Annotated in this window: 12 protein-coding genes and 1 pseudogene; 3 read left to right on the top strand and 10 right to left on the bottom strand. The window is 49.5% G+C overall.

Translation table 11 applies throughout. The features are described 5' to 3' along the window. Positions 1-197 precede the first annotated feature (197 nt). The 8 genes and pseudogenes from proB to obgE all read right to left on the bottom strand — a co-directional run bounded on the left by proB (position 198) and on the right by obgE (position 8,582). Positions 198-1,322: a glutamate 5-kinase gene (gene proB, locus EL111_RS01165; protein WP_123795209.1), complete on the bottom strand. Its 1,125-nt coding sequence runs from the start codon at positions 1,320-1,322 to the stop codon at positions 198-200. Positions 1,323-1,403: 81 nt separating this feature from the next. Next, the gene (locus EL111_RS01160; protein ID WP_123795208.1) at positions 1,404-1,931 is read right to left on the bottom strand and encodes a YbaK/EbsC family protein; all 528 of its coding nucleotides are present in this window, start codon (positions 1,929-1,931) and stop codon (positions 1,404-1,406) included. A 113-nt stretch (positions 1,932-2,044) separates the two neighbouring features. Then, positions 2,045-2,683, bottom strand: coding sequence for a leucine efflux protein LeuE (gene leuE / locus EL111_RS01155; RefSeq protein WP_123795207.1), 639 nt, complete (start codon positions 2,681-2,683; stop codon positions 2,045-2,047). 35 nt (positions 2,684-2,718) lie between these two features. Next, the gene (locus tag EL111_RS01150) at positions 2,719-3,018 is read right to left on the bottom strand and encodes a DUF2818 family protein (protein WP_123795206.1); all 300 of its coding nucleotides are present in this window, start codon (positions 3,016-3,018) and stop codon (positions 2,719-2,721) included. A gap of 179 nt (positions 3,019-3,197) precedes the next feature. Continuing rightward, complete coding sequence (cysS, locus tag EL111_RS01145) at positions 3,198-4,610, bottom strand: cysteine--tRNA ligase (protein WP_123795205.1); 1,413 nt, start codon at positions 4,608-4,610, stop codon at positions 3,198-3,200. A gap of 43 nt (positions 4,611-4,653) precedes the next feature. Beyond that, complete coding sequence (dcm, locus tag EL111_RS01140) at positions 4,654-5,856, bottom strand: DNA (cytosine-5-)-methyltransferase (protein WP_231998391.1); 1,203 nt, start codon at positions 5,854-5,856, stop codon at positions 4,654-4,656. A gap of 35 nt (positions 5,857-5,891) precedes the next feature. Next, a pseudogene (locus EL111_RS01135) lies at positions 5,892-7,229 on the bottom strand (Sau3AI family type II restriction endonuclease). Positions 7,230-7,427: 198 nt separating this feature from the next. Beyond that, positions 7,428-8,582, bottom strand: a complete 1,155-nt coding sequence (gene obgE / locus EL111_RS01130) for a GTPase ObgE (RefSeq protein WP_123795203.1) — start codon at positions 8,580-8,582, stop codon at positions 7,428-7,430. Between the two features lie 522 nt (positions 8,583-9,104). On the opposite strand from obgE, the gene murJ reads away from it, so the two are divergent. Both murJ and mnmG read left to right on the top strand, forming a co-directional pair. Further along, positions 9,105-10,649 (top strand): murein biosynthesis integral membrane protein MurJ, encoded by a 1,545-nt coding sequence (gene murJ, locus EL111_RS01125; RefSeq protein WP_123795202.1) that lies wholly within the window; start codon positions 9,105-9,107, stop codon positions 10,647-10,649. 211 nt (positions 10,650-10,860) lie between these two features. After that, entirely contained in the window at positions 10,861-12,747 is a 1,887-nt protein-coding gene (mnmG, locus tag EL111_RS01120) for a tRNA uridine-5-carboxymethylaminomethyl(34) synthesis enzyme MnmG (protein WP_123795201.1), read from the top strand. 365 nt (positions 12,748-13,112) lie between these two features. On the opposite strand, the gene EL111_RS01115 is transcribed toward mnmG, so the two are convergent. Both EL111_RS01115 and EL111_RS01110 read right to left on the bottom strand, forming a co-directional pair. After that, positions 13,113-13,331, bottom strand: coding sequence for a hypothetical protein (locus EL111_RS01115; RefSeq protein ID WP_123795200.1), 219 nt, complete (start codon positions 13,329-13,331; stop codon positions 13,113-13,115). Positions 13,332-13,685: 354 nt separating this feature from the next. Beyond that, positions 13,686-15,536, bottom strand: coding sequence for an ABC transporter ATP-binding protein (locus tag EL111_RS01110; protein WP_123795199.1), 1,851 nt, complete (start codon positions 15,534-15,536; stop codon positions 13,686-13,688). Between the two features lie 942 nt (positions 15,537-16,478). Here EL111_RS01110 and EL111_RS01100 point away from each other — a divergent pair. Continuing rightward, positions 16,479-18,503 (top strand): site-specific DNA-methyltransferase, encoded by a 2,025-nt coding sequence (locus EL111_RS01100; RefSeq protein WP_123795198.1) that lies wholly within the window; start codon positions 16,479-16,481, stop codon positions 18,501-18,503. The last annotated feature ends 6 nt before the right edge of the window (positions 18,504-18,509 follow it).

Genomic DNA, 18,509 nt, shown 5'->3' with positions numbered 1-18,509 from the left:
ATAAAAGACTATACTTATCTTGCTGTCGGTACAATCTGCCGTCAGATTGAAACGGCTATGCTTTTGCAGACGGCTTCCATACACCGCAGCCTGTGTTGCCCCATCTTACCAAACAAACAAACTGCAAAAAGCCGTCTGTAAATTCCTTTTACAGACGGCTTGGTACGGTTACAACACATCAACGGGCATTATGCCTGTTAACGCCGAACTGCCATGTTGTCGCGGTGGATAAGCTCGTCTTCGTGGGCGTAGCCGAGTTTGGCGGCGATATGCTCGGAATCGGTTTGCAGCAGTTTGGCGGTTTCCCCGCTGCTGTAATTGATGAGGCCGCGGGCGATTTCCCTGCCTTCGGTATCGACCACCGCCACCAGTTCGCCGCGGTGGAAACTGCCTTCTACCGCCACGCAGCCGACGCTCAGCAGGCTGGCGTGTTGTTCGGCAACGGCGCGGGCGGCTCCGCGGTCAACCATTACTTTGCCGGCAATCTGCACATGGCCGAGCAGCCATTGTTTGCGGGCGGCCACGCGGCTGTGTGCGCTGGTAAACAGTGTGCCGATGCTCTCGCCCTGTTGCAGGCGCACCAATACATTCGGCTCGCGGCCGCTGGCGATGACGGTGGATGCGCCGCTCAGTGCCGCACGTTTGGCGGCGGTGACTTTGGTGTACATGCCGCCGGTGCCGACGCTGCTGCCCGCACCGCCCGCCATGTTTTCCAAATCGGGATGTTCGGCTTCGATTTGACGGATAAATTTGGCGGCCGGATTTTTGCGCGGGTCGCTGTCGTATAAGCCGCTTTGGTCGGTCAGAATCACCAGCGCGTCGGCATCGACGAGGTTGGTCACGAGCGCGCCCAAGGTGTCGTTGTCGCCGAGCTTGATTTCGTCGGTGGTAACGGTGTCGTTTTCGTTGATAATCGGCACGATGCCTTTTTCAACCAAGGTCAGCAGGGTGCTGCGGGCGTTGAGGTAGCGGGTGCGGTTGCTCAGGTCTTCATGGGTCAGCAATACTTGTGCGGTATGGATTTGGTGGTAGGCAAAGGCGTATTCGTAGGCCTGTGCGATGCCCATCTGGCCGACGGCGGCGGCGGCCTGCAATTCGTTGATGGCAGTGGGACGCTTTGCCCAGCCCAGCCGTTTGATGCCCTCGGCAATCGCGCCGCTGGACACGAAAATCACGTTGGTGCCTTTGGCTTTGAGTTCGGCAATCTGCGTCGCCCAACGGTTGAGCGCGGCTTGGTCTATGCCTTTGCCTTCGGCGGTAACGAGGCTGGAACCGACTTTGACGACAATCAGCTTGGCTTGTGAAAGGTTTTGCAGGGTCATGGCGGGTTTCCTGATGATGGGTATGCGGTTCAGACGGCCTTTCTGTCTATTCAGGCCGTCTGAAAAAATTTATCTGATGGCTTAATCCTTGGCCAATCCGTCTAATAACACCATATTCGGCAGTGATAACAATAAAGCGGTCGGCAGCATGATTTTTGATCGGACAAAGCCTCCTCCGACAATCACCCGATCTTTTTCAGCAATACTGCTGTCTACCAACACCAGCCAGTCATCCGGCAAACCTAGCGGGGTAATGCTGCCGAACTCCATACCGGTGGTTTCAAGGACATAATCCAGCGGGGCGAACGATACTTTCTTCGCATCGAGCTGCTGTTTGACCATGCTGCCTGTGTTGGCACGCTTGCCATAAGGCAAGACAATGGCGGCATAGCGTTTTTCCTCCCCTCGCACACCTTCAACTACAAGGCAGTTTAATTCCATCTCGAGCGGCACGCCGTATTCTTGGCTTAACAACAGACCGTCGGCAAAATCGGGACAAATTTCCGCCACGCCAATTTGATGATGATCCGCTAAGATTTCACTTAAGCGGTAAATACTTGCCGGAACCAATGCCGGATGATCAATCAATGGTCTGAAGTCCAATTTCATTGTGATTCTTTCTTACGTTTAAAGACGCTCATAAACAAATACAGCAGAAGCATACGGGTTTCAGACGGCCTGAGGGCTTGGAAAGGCCGTCTGAATATTGGATGAAACACGTTTTACGAAGCGGCTGCCGTCCACAATTTGGCGGCGAAGGCTAAAAACAAGGCTCCCACGCCGCCTTTGCCTGCTGCGCCGGTTTTGCGGTAGTGCGCCGCCCAACGGCTGATGCGGTCAGCCATCGGTGCCATCGCGTTCAGATAAATCAGACTGACGGTTTGAAAAATCAAACCTAAAATCAAAAAACTGACTAATGGGTGGGGATAGCTAATATCGACAAACTGCACCATCATAGATGGGAAAAACAGCAATCCTTTAGGGTTGAGCAGGGCAATAGTGAGGGCTTTCTTGAAAACATGCGGTGAGTGAATGCGGATTTCTTCGACCGGTTTGCCGTTGTGCCAATTTTGCCACGCACCGAGGATGAGTTTCAGGCCGATGTAGGCCAGATAGCAACCGCCTGCCAGCTTGATACCGTCAAATAAAAACGGATAGGCTTTCAGTAACGATCCTGCGCCGAGGGCGGAGGCGGTAATCAGTGTGCCGTTGCCAAGAAACGTACCCGCAATGGCGCGACGGGCGGTTTTGACACCGTATTGTCCTGCCACCGCCATGCAAAACATAGAGTTTGGACCGGGTAGCAGAATCAGTACTACCACAGCCAAAGTATAAGTCACAATATCAGTGATGCCGAACATCACGCTTTCCTTTCATTCACAGCTTTTCAGACGGCCTATTCGCGGTTGCGGCTGTGCCAGAAGTAACGCCACACGAAACACGGGAAGGCGAAAATCAGATACAGGCAGATATTAATCGCGTAAAACTCCCAACCCTGCGGCTGTACGACTCCTGCGCGTGATTCGAGCAGATAGGCCAATGCGGCTGTGATGCCGAAGCCGATAAACAGCTCCAGCAGATGATGGCCGAAGTGTTTCTTCGCCAAAGGGATTACGCCCAAGAGCTTTTGGGTAAGAAACGGTGCATTGGCGAAAATCAAAGCCAACAGTAATAAGATGTACATGGGTGCGGTCATGAGGTACTTTCGTCATCGAAACCAATCATGAATACGGTTGCCGTATCCAAATTATTTTTACAGACGGCTTTATCCGCCGGCGCTCGAAATGCGCCAAGCCGTCTGCATATCCGACCATCGGCAGTTTTGCAGACGGCTTTTTGGCGCACAAGAAGCGGACAAACATCCGCTTCTTGTGATTATCCCCGCCGCCAAGTCGTGCCGCCCGCGCCGTCTTCCAAAATAATCTTGGCTGCGTTCAACACATCGCGGATGCGGTCGGATTCTGCCCAGTTTTTATCGGCACGCGCCTGTTTGCGCGCCTCGATCAAAGCATCGATTTCTTCGTTGGACAGGCCGTCTGAAACGGTATTGCCGCCTTGCAGAAACTCGGTCGGGTTTCGTTGCAGCAAGCCCAACACACCGCCCAGAGCCTTCAGGCAGCCTGCCAGCTCCGCACTGCCGGTTTTATTGACTTCGCCCGCCAGCTCGAACAATACCGCCATCGCTTCAACGGTATTGAAGTCGTCGTCCATCGCGGCGAAAAAGCGGCGGGTGTAGTCGTTGGCCGCTTCGCTCAAGGCAAATTCGGACGGCACGGTGTTTTTCAAGGTGGTGTACAGGCGGGTCAGCGCGCCTTTGGCATCGTCCAAATGCGCGTCAGAGTAGTTCAGCGGACTGCGGTAGTGGGCGCGCAGGATAAAGAAGCGCACCACTTCGGCATCGTACTGTTTCAACACTTCGCGGATGGTGAAGAAATTACCCAGCGATTTGGACATTTTTTCGCCGTCCACACGGATAAAGCCGTTGTGCAGCCAGTATTTCACATGGCTGGCGATGGTTTTGCCGCCGTGGTCGTGGCCGCAGGTATGGCCGAGTGCGCCCACGCTTTGGGCAATTTCGTTTTCATGGTGCGGAAACTGCAAATCCGCACCGCCGCCGTGGATGTCAAAGGTATTGCCGAAGAGGTTTCCCCCCATGGCCGAACATTCGATATGCCAGCCCGGACGGCCCTGACCCCACGGGCTTTCCCAAGACGGCTCTCCCGCTTTGGCAGCCTTCCACAACACAAAATCCAAAGGATCGCGTTTGAAACCGTCCACTTCCACGCGTTCGCCCGCCCGCAAATCATCTAAAGACTTGCCGGAAAGCTGGCCATAGGCCGGAAACTCGCGCACGGCATAATATACGTCGCCGTTGGCCGCCGGATAAGCCTTGCCGTTGGCAATCAAAGATTCAATCATGGCAATCATTTGCGCGATATGCCCGGTAGCCTTCGGCTCTTCGTCGGGGCGCAACACACCCAAGGCATCGGCATCTTCGTTCATTGCTTGGATAAAACGCGCGGTCAGTTCGCCAATGGTCTCGCTGTTTTCCGCAGCACGGGCGATGATTTTGTCGTCAATGTCGGTGATGTTGCGCACATAAGTGAGCGGATAGCCGCTCTGGCGCAGCCAACGGGCAATCATGTCGAACACCACCATCACGCGGGCGTGGCCCAAGTGGCAGTAGTCGTACACGGTCATGCCGCAAACGTACATACGCACGTTTTCGGGATTGATGGGGGTGAAGGGTTCTTTTTGACGGGTGAGGGTGTTGTAGAGGTTTAGCATGGGTATTAAATAAATTAAAAATTTAAAAATAGACAATAGAAATTTAGCGTCTTAATAATTCTTCGCCGATTTTTTGAATAATGGGTACAACCAAAGCATTTCCCATTGTGAAATAACGGAATTTCTGCGGCATTCCCGTATTTGTCCAATCGTCGGGAAAGCCGTTTAAGCGTTCGCACTCAATAGGGGTCAGTAAACGGAGCTGGCCGCTTTTTTTATCGGTAACAACATGGGTGCTGCGGTTGACACTCGATTCGCTGGTCAGCATGGTTCGTGCAGGCAAATCCAAACTGTCAGGGAAACTCATACTACCCTCGGCAAAAAAGTAAGGCTCTCCATTAGGTTTTATTCGAGGGATTCTTTTTGCCCCTTTCAAATATTGCCACTTTTCCAAATTACCGTTTAAAAAATAATGCTCTTCGACTGCGCGGGTTTCTAAAATGCTACCTAAGGTGGTTGGTGTGTGTGGCTCCGGTATGGTTTCTAATGAATAAACTTTGCTATCTATCATTACTCCAGCGTTGTAAAAGTCAGCGGTAAACCTGTCGGAAACGGCTTTCAAATCCTCAAGGCCGTCTGAAATAGAGGTATGGCTTTGACGGTTCTTGGAAATCGTATTGAGGACAGGAAATGCTTTGGCAAAAATCCCATCTTCAAGCAACCATCGGACTGGGTCATTCAGGAATAGTTGAGTTGCAATTCCCGATTCTCGTTTACAGGCAAAAATAAAAATACGACGACGGCGTTGGGCATGACCGTATTCAGCAGCATTGATTACACGCCATTCTACCGTATACCCTAAATCGTATAGGCAGCGAAGCATAACGCCGAAGTCTTTACCTCTCTGATTTGATGGGGATTTCAGCAGGCGATCTACATTTTCCAATAAAATCCATTTAGGATGATTAGCCTCAATAATATCGCGGATGTCCCACCATAACACTCCTTTTTTCCCTTCAATTCCTGCTGCCCCTGTGCGGGCAACGGAGTAATCTTGGCAAGGAAAACCTCCGACTAAAAAATCATGTTTGGGAATGCTGTGTTTGGCTGTGCTGATATTTTCATTAGTGTGATTTACTGTGCCGAAATGTCGTACATAGCAATCATAAGCATGTTGGGATTTTTTACCGGGTTCCCATTGGTTTGCCCAAACCGTTTGATAATTGCTGGAAGCAGCTTCCAAACCCAAACGGAAGCCGCCCACACCTGCAAACAGTTCTACTACTTTGATATGGTTCTTATCCACTTCAATCTCTGGTGAGTTGCAATTTTTCGGTCAGCTTACCTGAATCTGACAAAATGATCAATGTTTTTTAAATAAATTTCATCTCGAACATATTCCGCATTCAGCCAAAAACAATGCTTCGTATAGGAGGTTAGTCTGGTCAGCACATCTGCTTTGGGTAGGGGATAAGTATCAGCAGCATTTCGGGCATGAGGGCGAACGTGCATTACGTTATTTTTGATGTCGGTAAAATAGGTTGCCCTCCGACCTGATTTTTTATAAATAGATTTGACGATTTGTCCGCTTGTCAGCAGTGCTTTCAAATCTTGCCAAATTTTGAATGCTTGCTTTTTATCATCATAAGGCATAGTCCAAAAGACAACTTTTTCTAAAAAAAGGGTATTGCCCGAATATTTGAAAAAAACAAACAGAAATTTTTTATCAATCAGTTGGTGCAAACTGCTTTCTTCCCAACTTTTCTCGTTAAAGATTTCAGTATACTTGAATGACGGAAAAGAAATATGTTCTTTAGGTAGGTTATTTTTTTCCTGAATTCTGATGGTTTTAACGACAATATCGGCCTTGGAGAATTCTTCAATTTCCTTATCGGAGTCTATACCTAAAATAGCTTTAGTAAGGATGGCGTAGAACTGTTTGGATTTTCGTTGCTCGGATAAATTCAATTTGTCGATAATCTCAGTTTCAGATAAACCGTAATATAAGGAAAACCTGTCGATAACGGTATTTTCTAAAGATTTCTTGTCGGATGTGCGGAGAATTTTTCCAAATGATCCGTCTGAAATACCTGAAAGTTGCGCAATAATATGGTTAACGTAGCCTTGCTTTAAAGAGAAGGCCCGTTGTTTTGCCGGAATGTGAGAAAACGGTTGTGTGCGCAAAGATTCAGCATTTGTTCCTTTAGTGCACGCACCCAAATAAAAAGTATCACCCTCCGACAATTCGTGCGCTTTCCCCGATTTTACTTTTTGCTGAATGGTCTGCCAATCCTGCCTGATGATGTTTAAATCATCATTTGGAAAGTCCCATAAACCGACTAACCGAATCGGATATTCAAAAACAGACTGATTGCGGTCGTAAACATAAAATACCAACAAAATATGAGCATTTTTAAGTAAAAATGAGCTATTTGCGAAATCTTGGTTTACAATTTGCTCATAATTGATGATGTTGAGAACCAATCATTCTTTTGCCCTGATTATAGATTTTTTACTGAATTTTTTTAGTGGGGAAGATTTGAGTTCTATACCTGCTTCATAAAAATCAGGGCGGGAATCGGAGTTCAGTTTTTTGAAAAAATAATATTTCTCTAAAATCTGACCGAATTTTCCTTTATTTCCACTTTGCAAATCATTATTGCCGGTAAGGCAAGCCATCTCGCCCAAAGTCCGCCCTTGAAGCAAGAGAGCATAACGAAGAATACTCTGCTTATCCGCATCATCGTATAAAAAACACTGGTTGTCGGGGTGCAGAATTTTCATATTTTAACCTATTGTTAAGTGGTGCTTTGTTTGTTAGCAATAAAGGCCGTCTGCAAATATCAGAAATCTTTCAGACGGCCTTTTATCACAAACTTACTCCGCCAAAAACACGCTGGTATCGGTTTTCGGCTGTTGCTCCGCCGCTTCCGGTGCAGCCGCTGCTTTGGCGGCGGCTTCTTCCAATGCCGCCAAGCGTTTTTTCTCGGAGAGGTATTGGTTGATTTGGCGCACCAAATCCTGCGTACCCTGATGCGCCAATGCGCTGATTTTGAAGAGGCGCGGGGTGGTCATGTCGAATTCGAAGCGGTCGTCCGGTTCGGGGTAATTCCAGCCGATTTGTTTGAGAAACTCGGCGGTGCGGGCTTCGGCTTCTTCTTCATCGAGGATATCGAGTTTGTTGAGCACCAGCCAGCGCGGTTTGTCGTACAGTTCCGCATCGTATTTGCGCAGCTCTTCCACAATCGCCAAGGCTTCGGCAGCGGGGTTGACGTTCTCGTCAAACGGTGCCAGATCGACAACGTGCAGCAGCAGGCCGGTGCGTTGCAAATGTTTGAGGAAGCGGTGTCCCAAGCCTGCGCCTTCAGCCGCACCTTCAATCAGGCCGGGGATGTCGGCCATGACGAAGCTGTGGTTTTCGTCGAGACGCACCACGCCCAAATTGGGGTGCATGGTGGTGAAGGGGTAGTCGGCGATTTTGGGGCGGGCGGCGGATACGGCGGTAATCAGCGTGGATTTGCCGGCGTTCGGCATACCGAGCAAGCCGACATCGGCCAAGACTTTCAGTTCCAGTTGCAGCGAACGCGCTTCGCCTTCTTCGCCCGGCGTGGCTTGTTTGGGGGCACGGTTGACCGATGATTTGAAGTGGATGTTGCCCAAGCCGCCTTTGCCGCCGCGCGCCAAGATAACGCGTTGGCCGTGGTGGGTGAGGTCGGCGACGATTTCGTCGGTATCCAAGTCGCGGATCAGCGTGCCCACGGGCATACGCAGCTCGATGTCGTCCGCGCCTGCGCCGTAGCGGTCGGAGCCGTGGCCTTTCTCGCCATTTTTGGCTTGGTAGCGTTTGACAAAACGGTATTCGACCAAGGTGTTGATGTTTTCGTCGGCCACTGCCCATACGCTGCCGCCTTTGCCGCCGTCGCCGCCGTCGGGGCCGCCGCGCGGTACGAATTTTTCACGGCGGAAACTCGCCGCGCCGTTGCCGCCGCGTCCGGCGATGACTTCGATTTTTGCTTCGTCGATAAATTTCATGGTGTTCCCGCTGGGTTTGCAGACGGCATTGCTGCTGGTTCGGGCGAATGCCGTCTGAACGAAGTATTCGGATAAGGTTTGATATTATAAAGGATAAGTGTCTGTTTGTCGGGATATTGTTTGGGCGGGGTTATGCCGTCTGTAAAATATGCTGTTTTCAGGTGCAATCTGCTTGCGGTATTAAGCAATCCCATCACCCTTTTCTCTCGCTGTGGAATGCCTGCAAACATTTTCTGCTTTTTCGGTTTTGATGCCCGTTGAAACCATCTGTATGTATTTTATTTGGATTTGCGGCATGGAAATCGGTACAATTTTTGGGTTTATGCCGTCTGCAAAATCTTGCGGCAACAAATATCCTGAACCGCTGCAAAAGGCGGTACAATTCCAATTTGTATCTTTACTCTGCGCGAAACATATTTCCACGATGCGGCAGCGCGGCAATACGCCGTTTCGTCGGGAAGTACCGGCATCCGCTCTTTGCCTGCGCGCGCATTTTCTGAAACAACCATTTGAAACAATAAAATGAATTTATTAGGTGCTTTGGCCAAAGTCGGCAGCCTGACGATGGTATCTCGCATATTGGGTTTCGTGCGCGACACCATTATTGCCCGTGCGTTTGGTGCGGGAATGGCGACTGACGCGTTTTTTGTGGCGTTCAAACTGCCCAACCTGTTGCGGCGGATTTTTGCCGAAGGTGCATTCGCGCAGGCGTTTGTACCGATATTGGCGGAATACAAGGAAAACCGCTCGCCCGAGGCGACTCAGGCATTTGTGCGCCATGTGGCCGGCATGTTGTCGTTTGTGTTGGTGATTGTTACCGCAATCGGTATTTTGGCCGCACCGTGGGTGATTTACGTTTCCGCACCGGGCTTTGCGAAAAGTCCCGACAAATTCCAGCTTTCGATTGACCTCTTGAGGATTACGTTTCCGTATATTTTCTTGATTTCGCTGTCGTCTTTTGTGGGCTCGATTCTGAATTCCTATCATAAATTCAGTATTCCCGCATTTACGCCGACGCTGTTGAACGTATCGTTTATCGTGTTCGCGCTGTTTTTCGTGCCGTATTTCAATCCGCCCGTAATGGCGCTGGCTTGGGCGGTATTTGTCGGCGGCGTATTGCAGTTGGCGTTCCAACTTCCTTGGCTGGCGAAGCTGGGTTTTTTGAAAATGCCCAAGCTGAACTTTAAAGACGCGGCGGTCAACCGTGTGATGAAGCAGATGGCTCCTGCGATTTTGGGCGTATCCGTGGCGCAGGTTTCGCTGGTCATCAATACGATTTTTGCTTCGTTTTTGCAGTCGGGCAGCGTGTCGTGGATGTATTACGCCGACCGCCTGATGGAATTGCCCACGGGCGTGCTCGGCGTGGCACTCGGTACGATTCTGCTGCCGACTTTGTCGAAACACGCCGCCGGCAACAATACCCAAGAGTTTTCCGGCCTGCTCGATTGGGGGCTGCGCCTGTGTATGCTGCTGACGCTGCCGGCAGCGGTAGGCTTGGCGGTCTTGTCGTTTCCGCTGGTGGCCACGTTGTTTATGTATAAAGAGTTTACCCTCAACGATGCGCTCATGACGCAAAACGCACTCATCGCCTACTCTTTCGGCCTCATCGGGCTGATTATGATTAAAGTGCTCGCACCCGGTTTTTACGCCCGTCAAAACATTAAAACGCCGGTCAAAATCGCCATTTTCACACTGATTTGCACGCAACTGATGAACTTGGCCTTTATCGGCCCGCTGAAACACGTCGGCCTGTCGCTGGCCATCGGTTTGGGTGCGTGTTTGAATGCAGGATTGCTGTTTTTCCTGCTGAGAAAACACGACATCTACCGGCCGGGCAAAGGCTGGGGGATATTTTTGGCGAAAATGCTGGCGGCACTGCTGGTGATGGGCGGCGGACTGTGGGCAGCGCAAACCTGCCTGCCGTTTGAATGGGTTGAAGCAGGCGGCCTGCAAAAAGCGTTGCAACTGTGTATATTGATTGCCGGCGGCGGCGGATTATATTTCGCGGCACTGGCTTTACTGGGCTTCCGTCCGCGCCATTTCAAACGGACGGAAACCGCCGATTAAACGCATAAGCCGTCTGCAAACAGGCATAGCTGATTTTGCAGACGGCCTTTTTCAAAATATGTATGGCCAGAGCAATGACAAGCTCCGCTAAAAAAGCGTACAATCCCTCCCCTATTCTTCTAATTAATCAATCTTTTCCGGACGGCGTTTGACCGGCACCACTTTCCGCCCCGCCATGCCGTCTGCAAACCGATCATAAAGCAAAACACACATGATTTACCCCAAAATTTACGACGTTATCGTCGTCGGCGGCGGCCACGCCGGTACCGAAGCCGCACTCGCTGCCGCACGCATGGGTGCGCAAACGCTGCTGCTCACCCACAATATCGAAACCCTCGGCCAAATGTCGTGCAACCCGTCGATCGGCGGCATCGGCAAAGGCCACCTCGTGCGCGAAGTCGACGCGCTCGGCGGCGCGATGGCTTTGGCCACCGACATGTCGGGCATCCAGTTCCGCCGCCTGAACGCCAGCAAAGGCGCGGCGGTGCGGGCAACAAGGGCGCAGGCCGACCGTATCCTCTACAAAGCCGCCATCCGCGAAATGCTAGAAAACCAAGAAAATCTGGAGCTATTCCAGCAGGCGGTAGAAGACATCACGCTCGAGGGCGAACGCGTATCCGGCGTGAAAACCGCAATGGGCGTGGAATTTAAAGCACGCGCCGTGGTGCTGACCGCAGGCACATTTCTCGCCGGCAAAATCCACATCGGCTTGGAAAACTACGAGGGCGGACGCGCAGGCGATCCTGCCGCACAAGGCTTGTCAGGCCGTCTGAAAGAACTGAATCTGCCCGTTTCGCGCCTGAAAACCGGCACGCCGCCGCGCATCGACGGGCGCACCATCGACTTTTCCGTGCTGGAAGAACAGCCCGGCGACACGCCCGTGCCCGTGATGTCGGTACGCGGCAGCGCGGAAATGCACCCGCGCCAAGTGTCGTGCTGGATTACCCACACCAATCTGAAAACGCACGACATCATCCGCTCCGGTTTCGACCGCAGCCCCATGTTTACCGGCAAAATCGAAGGCGTGGGTCCGCGCTACTGCCCCTCCATCGAAGACAAAATCAACCGCTTCGCCGACAAAGACAGCCACCAGATTTTCCTCGAGCCCGAAGGCTTAACCACCCACGAATACTATCCCAACGGCATTTCCACCAGCCTGCCGTTCGACATTCAAATCGCCCTCGTGCGCTCGATGAAAGGCTTGGAAAACGCCCATATCCTGCGCCCCGGCTACGCCATCGAATACGACTACTTCGACCCGCGCAACCTGAAAGCCAGCTTGGAAACCAAAACCATCGCCGGCCTCTTCTTCGCCGGACAAATCAACGGCACCACCGGCTACGAAGAAGCCGCCGCGCAAGGCCTACTGGCCGGAGCCAACGCCGTGCAGTATGTGCGCGGACGCGATCCGCTCCTGCTGCGCCGCGAACAGGCTTATTTGGGCGTATTGGTCGACGATTTGATTACCAAAGGCGTGAACGAGCCCTACCGCATGTTCACCAGCCGCGCCGAATACCGCCTGCAACTGCGCGAAGACAACGCCGATATGCGCCTCACCGAAGACGGCTACAAAATCGGCTTGGTATCCGAAGCCCAATGGCGTGCGTTTGACGAAAAACGCGAACACATCGCGCGCGAAATCCAACGCCTGAAAACCACTTGGTACACCCCGCAAAAACTGCCGGAAAGCGAACAAATCCGCGTGTTCGGCCAAAAACTTTCCCGCGAAGCCAACCTGCACGATCTGCTGCGCCGCCCCAACATCGACTACGCCGCGCTGATGACGCTGGAAGGCGCAAGGCCGTCTGAAAGCCTGTCTGAAAGCGTGACCGAGCAAGTCGAAATCCAAGTGAAATACCAAGGCTACATCGACCGCCAGCAAGACGAAATCAACAGCCGCCGCGACATCGAAACGCTGAACCTGCCCGCCGACATCGATTACGGCAAAGTCAAAGGCTTATCGGCCGAAGTGCAGCAGAAGCTCAACCAACACCGCCCCGAAACCGTCGGCCAAGCCTCGCGCATCTCCGGCGTAACGCCTGCGGCGGTGGCGTTGCTGATGGTGCATTTGAAACGCGGGTTTAAAGACGCGCGCTAAACCGCCCCCTGCATTCAAACCCAACCGCCGTCCGTTGCAGATTTAAACAATCAAGCAGCGGGCGGCGGCTTACATGGTATAACGCAACACGCCGCAACGCCGCACCATGCCGAGCTCAACCATCAAGGCCGTCTGCAAAATCGCTGTTGCATACCTTTTCGATGGCAACAGCCATTTTGCAGACGGCCTTTCCCTGCTGTTTTCCCAAACTGAGCAAACAATCCGGCAATATATAGTCTTTTAAAATAAGAATGATACTGCGTTGCTTTGCCTTGTCGTACTATCTGTACTGTCTGCGGCTTCGTTGCCTTGTCTTATTTTATTCGACTATAACCGTCAAAATAATAACCGCCAAACTATCCCGCTCACACAATCCGCACACAAAACCATGCTTGCGGCAAACCGCCGGATATGCAGACGGCATTAAAAAGTGATCCGACACCGCTGCCGTCATCTTTGGCAACATTGTCCGCACTAAGCACCGCATCTTTTCCTTCGCATATCGTCATTTCACACAAAATACTCCCGCCCTGCTGCGCCTTACTGCCCACCAAGGGCTTGTAGAAGTGGATTTGACACCGCACGCTTACTTGGGCTTTTTGAAGTGCTCACTTTCATGGTATTGATTAACTTCGGGCGGGCGTAAAACCCGCCCCTACCATCCGTTTGGCTTCGCTTCCTGTTTTTTACGAAGGTCTCACTGCTGATACTGTTTGCAGCGTTATTCCATTCGGTGTTACTTCGACCGTATTCACACAAAAAGGCCGTCTGCAAATTGCCCCGTAAAGAGCATTTTGCAGACGGCCTTTAACCTCAAAACTTCAATCTTTTATAGTCATTTAAAATAAGAATGATACAGCGTTGCTTTGCCTTGCCGTACTATGTGTACTGTCTGCGGCTTCGCTGCCTTGTCTCATTCTTATTTTATTCGACTATATTTATTCCCAATCAACGTGTTCGCTCAAAAAACCGCCGCTCTGGTGCGCCCAAAGTTTGGCATACAAACCGCCTTTTTCCAGCAATTCGGCATGAGTACCTTCTTCGATGATGCGGCCTTTGTCGAGCACAATCAGCCTGTCCATCGCGGCGATGGTGGAGAGGCGGTGGGCGATGGCGATAACGGTTTTGTTTTCCATCATTTTATCGAGGCTCTCTTGAATGGCTGCTTCGACTTCGGAATCCAGCGCGCTGGTTGCTTCGTCCAAAAGCAGAATCGGCGCGTCTTTCAGCATCACGCGGGCGATGGCGATACGCTGACGCTGGCCGCCGGAGAGTTTCACGCCGCGTTCGCCGACATGGGCATCATAGCCGCGCCGGCCCTTGGCATCGCTCAGGTTCGGAATAAAACCGGCTGCTTCGGCACGTTCGGCGGCGGAAATCATTTCGGCATCGGTGGCACTCGGGCGGCCGTAAACGATATTATCGCGCACGGAGCGGTGCAGCAGCGATGTGTCTTGGGTAACCAGACCGATTTGCGCGCGCAGGCTCTCTTGGGTCACGCCGTCCACATTTTGCCCGTCGATGGAAATCGTGCCGCTTTGCGGTTCGTAAAAGCGCAAAAGCAGATTGACGATGGTGGATTTGCCCGCGCCGCTGCGCCCGATGAGGCCGACTTTCTCACCCGGTTTGATGGTGAGGTTGAAACCATTGAGCAGCGGTTTGCCCGCTTCGTAGGAGAAGTCCACATGATCGAATCTGATTTCGCCCGCGCCGACTTTAAGCGGCAGTGCCTGCGGTTTGTCCACGATGGTATGCGGTTTGGTCAGGGTAGCCATGCCGTCGTTCACCGTACCGATGTTTTCAAACAGACGGGCGGATTCCCACATGATGTACTGCGACAGGCCGTTTACGCGCAAAGCCATCGCCGTGGCGGTCGCAACCGCGCCCACGCCGACCTGCCCCCGATGCCACAGCCAGATGCCGAGTGCGGCGGTGGAGAGCGTCAGCAGCGTATTCACAATAAAGCTGCAACTGTGCAGCAGGGTAGCCAACCGCATTTGGGCATGAACCGTTACCATAAACTCTTCCATCGACTGCTTGGCATAAGCGGCCTCGCGTGCGCCGTGTGAGAAGAGCTTGACCGTGGTAATGTTGGAATAGGCATCGGTTACGCGGCCGGTCATCAGCGATCGCGCATCGGCTTGGCGTGCGGCGGTTTTGCCCAACTTCGGAATCAGCAGCCGCATCACCAGCGCGAAACCAATTATCCAACCGATAAACGGCAGCAGCAGCCAACCGTCGAGCGCGGCCAGAATCACGCCGGAAGTGATGAAATACACCAGCACATACACCACCATATCGGCCACGGTCATCACCGCGTCGCGCAGCGCCAATGCCGTCTGCATGACTTTGGCCGACACCCGTCCGGCAAACTCGTCTTGGTAAAAACCCAGACTTTGGTTGAGCATCAGACGGTGGAAATTCCAGCGCAGGCGCATCGGAAACACACCTTGCAGCGTCTGCAGCCGCACATTGGAAGCAAAAAACGTCCACACCACCGAAAACAGCATCATCAGCGCCATACCCGCCAATGCCCAGCCTTTTTCAGCAAACAGCGTTGCCGGCGTATACTCGCCAATCCAGTCGATGACCTTGCCCATAAACTGCAGCAGCAACGCCTCCATGATACCGATACCGGCCGTCATCACCGCCAACACCGCAATCCACTTACGCACCCCGACAATACTGCTCCACACAAAACGCCACAAGCCTTTTTCAGGCGTTTGCGCCTCTTCCGCAGGATACGGATTGATACGGGATTCAAACCAAGAAAAAATCTTATTTATCATTATTTCAACAACTTAATCTCTTAAAAAATAATTTGCAGACGGCATTCAAGCTCAAAAGCCGTCTGCAAAACAGGCGGAACCAACCCAAAACATCACAGCATACACCGCACCCGCCCGCATAGTATCCAATACATAAACGATACAGAGCTGCACACGCCAAGCAGCACAAACCCTGATTTCAAGAATATTCGGAATTGTACCGAAAGGCGCAGACAAGAAAAAGGCTTAAAACCGTAAGGCTCTTTTAACCCCCGAGAAACCATCGGCCAAACCTCCCCCTCATGCCGTCTGCAAGCCACATTGCCCGTTTTGCAGACGGCATGAAGTCTCCACCACACACCACCCCGTATAAATTTGGGATTGTTTGGGCAAATTTCGGTAGTATGTAGCAGTTGCACAAAGATCTAACTATCATTATCATTAAAATCTCCATTACATAATTATATTGATGGAGATTTTTATTATGACAAATCCGCACTATTATTCCCTCATCAATCGCAAAATCAATACACTTCAATGCAACGTAAAACTTGCTAAAAGTCGAGAAAATTCACTAAAGAAAATTCAAATCCTTAAAGATCCTATTTATTCTTGAACCAAACAACGATAGCTATTTTCTGAATACTTACGAACCGATTAGAAATAATGAAAAAGCACTCTAGCCACATTCACAAAGCGAATTAAAATATACAGATAAATTTTTAAAGATAACTTATGATTAGCAAAATTATGCCTGATTTAATCGAAAAGTGTGATTGCAATGCTTGCAACGCCATTGTTTACGACTAGCAATAAAATAGACTTAATGTGCTATACTGCATTTAGGGCATAATCATTATCGAGCAATGCCGAATGAATTACAGAAAGCGGTAGAAGTATCGTTTAAAGCGATTAACACAGAATTGAAATAATACTTGACAAACTATTTTGAGGAAACAAAAAATGGCACAGCACAGCACAGCACAGCACAGCACAGCACAGCACAGCACAGCACAGCACAGCAGTTTAACGGATAATATCAACCCTTCTCAACAAAATAATCTTGAAAAACTCAAACAGCTTTTTCCTGAAATTTTTTGTGAAAATAAAATTGATTGGGAAAAACTCAAACTCGTGTTAGGTGAGGAAAACCTTGCCGATCATAATGAGCATTACTGTCTAAACTGGGCGGGAAAATCCAGTGCCTACCGTACTCTACAATCCCCTTCTTTTAACACGCTTTCCCCTTGTAAAGAAGAAAGTGTAAATTTTGACACTACGCAAAATCTATTTATTGAAGCTGAAAATATGGAAGCCTTAAAAATTCTGCAAAAGGCTTACGCAGGCACAGTGAAAATGATCTACATTGATCCACCTTATAACACTGGCAATGACAGCTTTATTTACCCTGATAAATTTTCTGAAACAAGAGAGGAATATGCTAAACGTGTAGGCGATAAAGATGCTGAGGGCTACATTAAACGTGATGGTATATTTCAAGGGGCATTCCGCAAAAACAGCAAGGATAACGGGCATTATCACAGCAACTGGCTTTCAATGATGTTGCCTCGTTTGCATTTAGCCAAAACGCTTTTGCGTGATGACGGTGTGATTTTTATTAGTATTGATGATAATGAACAGGCACAGTTGAAATTGTTGTGTGATGAAGTGTTTGGGGCGGAAAATTTTGTTGCATCTTTACCAACCATTATGAATTTAAAAGGAAATAATGATGAATTTGGGTTTGCTGGAACTCATGAATATACGATCGTGTATATGAAAAATAAAAGTTCTGTTGACGATTTAAATGGTATCCCTTTGACTGAAGAAGATTTTGCAGATTATGATCAAGAAGACGAAAAAGGAAAATTTTATCAAGGTGCAACTTTAATGCGAACAGGCGAAGATGGAGCAAGAGAACAACGTCCTAATGGTTATTATCCTATTTTTGTAAGTAGAGATTATTCAAGAATGTCTGTCGAAAAATTGGCTAATGATGATTTTATTGTCTACCCAATAACAAAAGATGGCAAGGAAATGTCCTGGAGACGTTCAAAAGATACATTAAGCAAATCGTTGAATGAATTTATTATCAAACATTCAAAAAATGGGAAAATTTCATTCTATAAAAAGCAACGTTTAGAAGATGATATAGCTAGTGGAAAAAAAGCTAAGTCTTTGTTTTATAAACCAGCTTACAGTAGCGGAAATGGTACAGAGGTTATCAAAAAATTATTTAATAAAAAAATATTTCAAAATCCTAAACCATTAGAATTGCTTAAAAATTTAATTCGTATTGGTTCAAATGAAGGCGATTTAATTTGTGATTTTTTCTGTGGAAGTGGCTCATTTGCTCATGCTATTATGGAGTTAAATTTAAAAATTAAAGAAAAACAACGCCAATACATTTGTATTCAATTACCTGAAGAATTAAATCCAAAAGATAAAAAACAAAAAATGGCTTACGAATTTTGTCAATCATTGGGGGTATCTGAAAATATCGCAGAAATCTCAAAAGAGCGTATCCGCCGTGCTGGGGCGCAAATTTTGCAAAATCTTCCCGAAAATCACTCGCTGGATATAGGCTTTAAAGTGTTTAAGTTAAGCGAAAGTAATTTTAAACAATGGCAAACTCCAAAAAATAATGAAGTAAAAAATATCAAAGCACAATTAGATATTTTCCAAGATATTGTTGAACCCACAGCCACGGTGGAAAATATGGCGTATGAGCTTGCTTTGCGTTTAGGCTTCCAATTAACAGATTCCTTTGAATTTGCGGATTATCTCGTTTGGCTCAATGATAAAACAGGTAAAAGAAAGACCGCTCTTTTATTAACGCAGTATCACAATGAAATGCTTAATCACATTATCGATGCACAACCACAAAAAGTGTTTGCCTTAGATAAAGTATTTAACGGCAACGATGCTTTAAAAGCTAATCTCGCCTTGCAATTAAAAGACGCTGGCATTGCCTTTGAAACATTTTAGGGGGCA

Source organism: Neisseria animalis, assembly GCF_900636515.1.
In the GTDB taxonomy this organism is placed as follows: Bacteria; Pseudomonadota; Gammaproteobacteria; order Burkholderiales; family Neisseriaceae; genus Neisseria; species Neisseria animalis.
Note: the sequence above shows the minus strand (reverse complement) of the source record. Positions and strands in the feature narration are given on the sequence as shown.